General features: G+C 55.3%; 6 protein-coding genes. 5 read left to right on the top strand and 1 reads right to left on the bottom strand.

Going from position 1 to position 7,942, the window contains the following annotated elements; all coding sequences use genetic code 11:
• Window positions 1–142: 142 nt before the first annotated feature.
• Entirely contained in the window at window positions 143–259 is a 117-nt protein-coding gene (locus tag ACFPYJ_RS23655) for a helix-turn-helix domain-containing protein (protein ID WP_379190693.1), read from the bottom strand.
• Between the two features lie 561 nt (window positions 260–820).
• Here ACFPYJ_RS23655 and ACFPYJ_RS23650 point away from each other — a divergent pair.
• From ACFPYJ_RS23650 to ACFPYJ_RS23630, 5 genes are all read left to right on the top strand, one after another.
• Complete coding sequence (locus ACFPYJ_RS23650; RefSeq protein ID WP_379190692.1) at window positions 821–1,786, top strand: carbohydrate ABC transporter permease; 966 nt, start codon at window positions 821–823, stop codon at window positions 1,784–1,786.
• Window positions 1,783–2,619, top strand: coding sequence for a carbohydrate ABC transporter permease (locus ACFPYJ_RS23645; protein ID WP_379190690.1), 837 nt, complete (start codon window positions 1,783–1,785; stop codon window positions 2,617–2,619). The genes ACFPYJ_RS23650 and ACFPYJ_RS23645 overlap by 4 nt, the downstream gene beginning before the upstream one ends.
• A 177-nt stretch (window positions 2,620–2,796) precedes the next feature.
• Window positions 2,797–4,584, top strand: a complete 1,788-nt coding sequence (locus ACFPYJ_RS23640) for a cache domain-containing sensor histidine kinase (protein WP_379190689.1) — start codon at window positions 2,797–2,799, stop codon at window positions 4,582–4,584.
• Entirely contained in the window at window positions 4,559–6,166 is a 1,608-nt protein-coding gene (locus ACFPYJ_RS23635) for a response regulator transcription factor (RefSeq protein ID WP_379190688.1), read from the top strand. The genes ACFPYJ_RS23640 and ACFPYJ_RS23635 overlap by 26 nt, the downstream gene beginning before the upstream one ends.
• Before the next feature lie 166 nt (window positions 6,167–6,332).
• The gene (locus ACFPYJ_RS23630) at window positions 6,333–7,622 is read left to right on the top strand and encodes an ABC transporter substrate-binding protein (protein WP_379190687.1); all 1,290 of its coding nucleotides are present in this window, start codon (window positions 6,333–6,335) and stop codon (window positions 7,620–7,622) included.
• The last annotated feature ends 320 nt before the right edge of the window (window positions 7,623–7,942 follow it).

The raw sequence follows: 7,942 nt of genomic DNA, 5'->3' as shown, positions 1-7,942 counted from the left end.
TTTTTGTTTTCTTTTAACAAAGAAAGGGGCTGGCCCGCAGGTCAATTTATTGACCTTATGGGACAGCCTCTTTTCATGGTAACTGAAACTCCAATATGCAGCTTTCGACTATTAGGAACCTGCTGACACGACTACTCATGCATTAAGGCTTATAAAAGTGCCGCATATAAGACGTAGGGGATTCTCCCAGCACCTTCTTAAATACACGGCTGAAATAGAACGGGTTCCGATAACCGAGCTGCTCGCTGACTTCAGATATAAGCCGTTGCGCATAAGTTCAATCGTTTTTCCAATTCGCACTCTTACCAATGCGAAGCGCTCAAATTGACGAATCCGCCTCTAGCTGATGGAGGAACGGGAAAGTATTAATTAGGGGCGTCGTCCATTAGGTGGTGAAGCCGGTCGGAGTGGTCGGATGCCTATGCTAGACTCCCTCCACTTATTGTTAAATAAAAAAATCCTAATATCTCATTTATTACACGGAGAGACTGGTAGTATTAACTGTAAAGCGTTGTAAATCCGCACTTTCCTGACGCAACCCTATTATAAGTCAAAATGAATATACATCCATTGAAAGCCGCATAGTTGCGGTCTTTTTTAATCGAGAAACTATTGGAACGACAGACTTTGTGACGCAGCTTTAGATTAAACAGCGGAGAAGATCGGCTATCTGGCGCACGCGGGGCTGTTCTCAAACGCAATAGTTTGACAACGCTTCCAGTTATCATTCAATAGTGAAAGAATTTGTGCATCTCCCGCCTACAGGTCGTCCCTCCCGCTAGATATACTGGAATCTATCAAGAAGCGAGAGGTGATTTTCATGAGAACGCAAACCGTGCGGCTGGCGGACAAGGTGGAAAGCGGAGCAGGTGTGAAAGCGGTGTCCCGCTGGACAAAAGGACGCTGGAACGCTCCGGTCGTAGGCTACTTGTTCATCGCGCCATGGCTGCTCGGATTTCTGATTCTGCAGCTGTGGCCGATTATCCAGTCCTTTTATCTATCTTTTACGGATTTCTCCCTGCTGGAGCCGGCCCGCTGGATCGGCATGAAGAACTACAGGGACATTTCCCATGACCGGCTGTTCTTCAATTCGCTCAAGGTTACGTTTCTGTACGTTGCCACATCGGTTCCGCTGAAGCTGCTCGCGGCGCTGCTGGTCGCCATGCTCCTGAATCGGCAAATCCGGGGCATCTCGTTCTACCGGACGATCATCTACCTGCCTTCCCTGATCGGCGGAAGCCTGGCTGTTGCCGTACTGTGGCGCAATATTTTCGGCCTGAACGGCTTCATCAACCATCTGGTGGTTCTGGTGGGGATTGCCCCCAAAAACTGGATCGGCACGCCGTCTACCGCGCTAGGCACGCTGGTGCTGCTGACCGCCTGGCAGTTCGGCTCGGCCATGATTATTTTTCTTGCCGGTCTCAAGCAGATTCCGGCGGAGCTGTATGAGGCGGCATCGGTGGACGGGGCATCGCCGCTGCGCAAATTCGTCAGCATTACGCTGCCCATGCTCTCGCCCGTCATTTTGTTCAACCTGGTCATGGGGATTATCAGTGCGTTCCAGATGTTTACGTCCGCCTTTGTCGTCACGAACGGCGGACCGATCAACTCTACCGAGATGTTCGCGCTTTTCCTTTACAACAAAGCGTTCGGCTCGCTGCAGATGGGTTATGCGTCGGCGCTGGCATGGATTCTGCTCGTCATTATTGGGGTGGCGACGGCTCTGAATTTTCTGGCATCCAAATACTGGGTCTTCTATGAGACGGAAACGGGGGGACGCAAATGACCCGAATGATGAAGAAAAGCAATCTGCTTGTCCATCTGTTTATGATTGAATTTTGCGTTGTGATGTTCTATCCTCTGCTCTGGTGGATCGGTGCTTCATTCAAGTCCATGGCCGAGATCGGACTGCCCACGTTGTTTCCGAAGGAATGGTTGTGGCAGAATTATACCGAAGGCTGGGTTGCGCTGCCGAAGTATACATTTACGCGTTTTTTCATGAACAGTTTGAAGCTTAACGTGGCGACGACAGTCCTTCATGCGGTTACGGCCAGCCTGGTTGCTTTCGGCTTCGCCAGACTGACGTTTCCGCTGAAAGGCCTGTGGTTCTCCGTGCTGCTCATGACATTGATGCTGCCGGGTCAGGTTACGCTCATTCCGCAGTATACGATGTTCCACTCCTTCGACTGGATCAACACGTATCTGCCGCTGATCGTACCTTCTGCCATGGGAGGGGCGTTCTTCATCTTCCTCATGGTACAGTTCATCCGGGGCATACCGAGGGAGCTGGACGAATCGGCCAAAATCGACGGCTGCTCCTTGTTCGGCATTTACCTGCGGATCATTATGCCGCTGACCTTGCCGGCCCTGATTACCGTGACGATCTTCTCATTCATCTGGGGCTGGGACGACTACTTCGGCCCGCTGATTTATCTGAACACGGTGGGCACGTATACGGTCCCGCTGGCGCTGAGGATGTTCATCGACTCGCAGTCGGCCGTCGCGTGGGGACAGCTGCTCGCCATGTCGCTGCTCTCGGTACTGCCGCCGGTGCTGATCTTCTTTTTGGCCCAAAAGCATTTTGTCGAGGGAATCGCCACGACAGGGCTGAAGGGATAGAGCCGCGGAGGACGTAAATGGATACCGTGCAGGGCAAGGCCCAAGCTCTTCTTGCAGGACGCGGGCAAGCCGCAGCGGCGCGCTGCGTCGCCGGCTGCCGCGAACAATACTGGGGAATGCCTTAAGCTGCACATGCAGAGAGACTTTTTGGCATCCAGGGGAAAAGAGGGCTAAGGCATGAATCCGTTTCGTACTTTTCGTATCGATTACGTGTTTTTCTTCAGCTTTGCCGGGTTTATCGCGCTCCTGATTACGATTATTATGGTCGTCAGCTACCAGCTGTCGGCACGCGAGCAGGCGGTCAGCGCCTCCGGCTATCAGCAGGCCGTGCTGCAGCAGCTTAACAAGCAGCTCTCCGACCAGATGGGCGCGGTGGAGCAGACGTCGCTCGCCGTGTCGATCAACTCGCCGCTGGTCAATTATTTGACCATGAAAGGAGATTATTACACACGCAAGAAAGCAAGGGACGAACTGAACCGGGATTATCTGGCGCCGATGCTTAACAGCTCGCGCTCTATGTTCTCCTTCCAGATCTATATGAATGACCCGCTCCAGGTCGATCCCAACGCTAACATTCAGTATCTGCCGCTGACCACGGCGAGGAAGGAGAGCTGGTACCCTGCCGTCGACAAGGCCGATTTTGTATGGGTCGGCCAGCGCGGGATCGGCTCGCCGCAGGGCAGGCAGCAGGTGGTCAGCTTCGTCCGCAAAATCACGACGCTTGATGGGGTCAACCAGGGCATTCTCATCATCAACGTCCGCGTCAAATTTCTTCAGTCGATCCTGACGGAGGACAATTTTTCGGCCATCCGCCTGCTGCTGGATTCCGGCGGACGTATGATCATGCATACCCAAAGCGAGCCGTCCCCCGGCGAGATCAGTGCGATTCTGGATCGGGTGAGCGGAGATGCCGGCCATGCGCATCAGCATCTGGAGGTCGCCGGTTCGCTTCCGGAGAAGAATATGCTCACCGTCTGGTCCCGCTCAACGCCCAACAGCTGGATGCTGGTGGAGCTTACGCCCTGGAAGGTCATCACAGGGGGCAGTGTCCGGCTTGCCTGGACGCTGGCCGCCGTAGGAGCCGCCGCCATTCTGCTCGCACTGTTCTTCACGCTTTACCTCTCCCGGAATTTCATCCGGCCGATCCGGCAGCTGGTGAAGCTGATGCAGGCGTTCACCCCCGGCAGGCGGGACCATCCGCTGCCGGCTGAATACCGCAACGAATTCGGCAGCCTGTTCGGCGGTTACCGCAAGCTGACGGAACGGATCGAGGCGCTGTACCGGTCGCTGGAGAGGCAGTACAAGGCTCAGCGCGAAGCAGAGATCAAGGCGCTGCAAGCGATGATTAATCCCCATTTTCTTTACAATACGCTGGACCAGCTGAACTGGATGGCGCTTGAGGCCGGACAGGAGAAGATCAGCCACGTGCTGGAGCTGATGGGACGGATGTTCCGAATCGGTCTGTCGGGAGGAGAGAGCCTCATTCCGCTGAAGGAGGAGCTTTTGCACGTGGAATGCTACCTGCAGATTCAGCAGCTGAGATGGGGGGAAGGGCTGGAGTACCGGATCGATTGCGGCAGCGAGCTGCGGGAGCTCCTCGTTCCGAAGCTGACCCTGCAGCCTTTTGTCGAGAATGCGATTGTGCATGGGTTTCACGGCAGACGAAAGGGTACGATCCTCTTGACGGCAGAAGAGAGGGAACGCGGCATTGGGCTTCGCATCCGCGACGACGGCATCGGTCTTCGGGAAGACTGGAAGACGCGTAAGCGATATAAGATGGGAGGCTACGGCGTCCGCAACGTCACCGAGCGCATCGAGGTTTATTTCGGGGAGCCCTATGGCGTTCAGCTTCGGGCACTGACGGCTGGAGAGGGTACGGAAGTGGAAGTGTACCTTCCGAGACTGGTGCACCACCACGACCAAGAAGGGGGAGAGAACGATGTGGACCATCGCAATCGTGGATGATGACCGCCATGTGCTGGGCGGGATGAAGCGTCTGATTCCCTGGGACCAGCTCGAAGTCCGTCCGGTGGGGGAAGCAATGGACGGCGAAGAGGGACTGCGGCTGATCGAAGAATGCCGCCCGGACATCGTCATCACCGATATTCACATGCCGGTCATGAACGGACTGGAAATGATTGAACAGCTGCGCAAGCGGAATTACGAGGGCAAAATTATCATCCTGAGCGGCTATTCCGATTTCGATTACGCCCGAAAGGCGCTTCGTCTTCAGGTCGATGACTACCTACCCAAACCGGCCTCGCTGTCGACGATCCGCGAGGTTTTGCAGCGGGTCACAGCCGAACTTGCGGAGCGCAGCGCACTGGAGAGCGAGGAGCGCGAGCTGAGGAATAAACTGCTGCAGTACGAGCCTTATCTGGAGAGGGAATGGGTGAAATCCGTCCTGACGGGAGGCACAGTCTCCCCGTTATCGAAGCCGCCGGAACGGCTTGGGTGGAAGAACTCGCAGTTCATGATGCTGGCGCTGGAGATGAAGCGTCAGGGCCGAATGGAGGGCATCTCCGCCCGGGACTGGCATTTGTTCCGCTTTGCCGTGGGCAATATGATGGAGGAGCTGGTTGGACAGGCCGGGCTCAGGAGCTGTTTTCTGGAGCTGCACCATCACATGGCGATTCTGCTCTATAAGCCGCTTTCCTGGCCCGAGGAGGCATTTCGGAGGGAGGCGCTGACGCTTGCGGAGAGGATGATCTCATCCGCCAGCCGTTACCTGCAGGTCAAGCTGCATATAGGAGCCGGTTCGATCAAAGGGGATTGGAGGTCGATCGCCGATTCCACGGAAGAAGCGTTTCAAGCGCTGTCCACCCGGCGGGAGCCGAACCCTGCCCACCCTTGCGTGTACGTTTATGCCGAAGGCGGCTGCCGGTCCGCCGGCAGGAGGAACGTGCGGCCGGTCCGCTTCTTTCAGGAGATGGCCGACGCCGTCCGCAGCTTCGACGAACAACGGGCACTCCTGGTGCTGGAGGAGTTCTTCCGCGAGGACGGAGGAGCTGCACAACTGGCAGCGGAGGAGCTGGAAGCGATCGGGACGCAGATGTTCGCCATCCTTTCGTTTACGCTCTACGAGTCCGGGATCCGGCTGGACGAGGAGCTGCCGCTGACCTCTTTGTCCAATGAGCTGAGCCATGTGGAGGGGGCGGAGCAGTGGAAAACCTGGGCTGCACAGAAGGTGAAGCGCATCTGCTCCCGGTTTGCCCCGAACGAGAACATGAAGCACAAGGAAACGGTCGATTTTATGATTCAGTACATTCACGAACATTACGCGGAAAACTTCCGCCTTCAGGATCTGGCGGACCGGGTCTACATCTCCAAAAACTACCTCAGTACCCTGTTCCGCCAAGCTACGGGGGAGACCTTCGGCGATTATCTGACGCGTGTAAGGATGGAGAAGGCGAAGAGCATGGTGATCGAGAAAAAACTACTGATCGCCGAAATCGCGGAGCGGGTCGGCTACCGGAACGTGCCGTATTTTACGACGCTCTTCAGAAAACACACCGGACGCAGCCCGACCGAATTTTATAGAGCTTAAAGTTTCGAGCCTAAGCACCGAAACAACAAATCGGGGCAGCCGCATTCATAAACAGTCAGATTCGTAAAATACTGAAATGATTTGTGGATCTGTAGGCTACGAGGTGGCCTCGGCACTTGGTACCCTAGAGAAGCAAGATGATCCGCAATAAAGGGAGGTTCTTAGGATGAAGAAACGAACACGCCGGCTCGCGGCAGGCTTAATGGTACCGCTTATGCTGGCTCTGGCTCTGTGCGCATGCAGCGGCGTCAAGGAAGAAAACGCGGGGGAGGTTGAGGGAGGAGGCAGTAAGCCCATTACGCTCCGGATTATGTGGTGGGGGTCGCAGGCCCGGCACGACGCAACTTTGAAAGCGCTTGATCAGTATACCAAAAACAATCCCGGCGTCACGTTCGAGCCTGAATTCCAGTCGTTTGACGGGTATCAGGATAAGCTGTCGACGCAGTCGGCGGGCAAGAATACCCCGGATATTTTCCAGATGGATGCCGCCTGGTTCAACGATTGGGCGTCCAGCGGGCGGCTCGAGGATCTGTCCTCTATCCCCGCAGCCAACATCGAAAAGTCACTATTGGAAACCGGCACTTATGAGAACAAGCTATACGCGATGCCACTTGGCAACAACGCCTGGGGCATGGTGTACAACAAAACGATCATGGACAGTCTTGGAGTCAAGCCTCCCGAAACTTGGGACGAGTTCTTTGCCATGGCGCGGGACCTGAAGCCGAAGCTGGCGAAGGATCAGTACCTCAGCAGGGATCTGACCGCCGACGGCGCGTCCTACATGAGCTATCAGCTGAGCATGGGCAAGGGGTTCTCCATGAGCAAGGACGGCAAGTTCCATTATGACGAAACCACTTGGAAGGAATGGATGAACAAGTGGGCCGAGCTGCGCAAGGACCACCTCGTTTCCCCGCCGGACGTGACGGTGTCGGACAAGGGGCAGGACGCGCAGATGGATCTGCTCATTCAAGAGAAAATCCTGCTCAGAGGCGCGCACGCCGCGGAGTTCGGCGGCTTCGACGCCCTGAAGCCGGGCGTGCTGGCGCTCACCACCCAGCCCCGGGGAACCGTAGCAGGCGGCTGGCTGAAAGCTTCCATGTACTGGAGCGTGAGTCCGAACAGCAAATATAAGGAGGAAGCGAAGAAATTCATCGACTGGTTCGTCAACAGCGATGAGGCCGGCGCGATCTTGAGCACCTCCCGAGGCATACCGGTGTCCAAGACGGTTGCCTCGTCCTTGAAGCCGAAATTCACGGACGTCGATAAGAGCGCGCTGGGGCTGATCGATCAAGTGTCCAAAGACGGCGTCCCGTTCGATCCCGGTCCCGGCAGCAAGGGCGGATGGGCCAACTTCAGTAAGGAATACGACAACATCACCCAGTCCATCATGTTCGGGAAGCTCGGGATTGACGAAGGCTGGGATCAAATCGTCGAACTGAGCAAGAATCTGGGGTAAATGAAAGGACGTATGTATCGGATTTATAAAGGGGACATCCATGAAACCCAATAGTAATGGAGCGGCCGCTCAAATGATTACTGGAGATGGATTAGAAGAATAAGCAGTTAAACGGAATGAGAGGGGCTGTCCCATAAGGTCAATAAATTGACCTGCGGGCCAGCCCCTTTCTTTGTTAAAAGAAAACAAAAAGAAACCGTTTCTTGGTAAAATGGAAGTGCGATCAACCATTTACGAAAGGAACGATTTCTATGTACATCCAATATACCATGGACCAACTTCATCTGCCAATGGACTTGGAGGACGACATTCCTTCTCAT

The organism is Paenibacillus solisilvae, from assembly GCF_042656405.1.
Lineage (GTDB): Bacteria > Bacillota > Bacilli > Paenibacillales > Paenibacillaceae > Paenibacillus_Z > Paenibacillus_Z solisilvae.
Note: the sequence above shows the minus strand (reverse complement) of the source record. Positions and strands in the feature narration are given on the sequence as shown.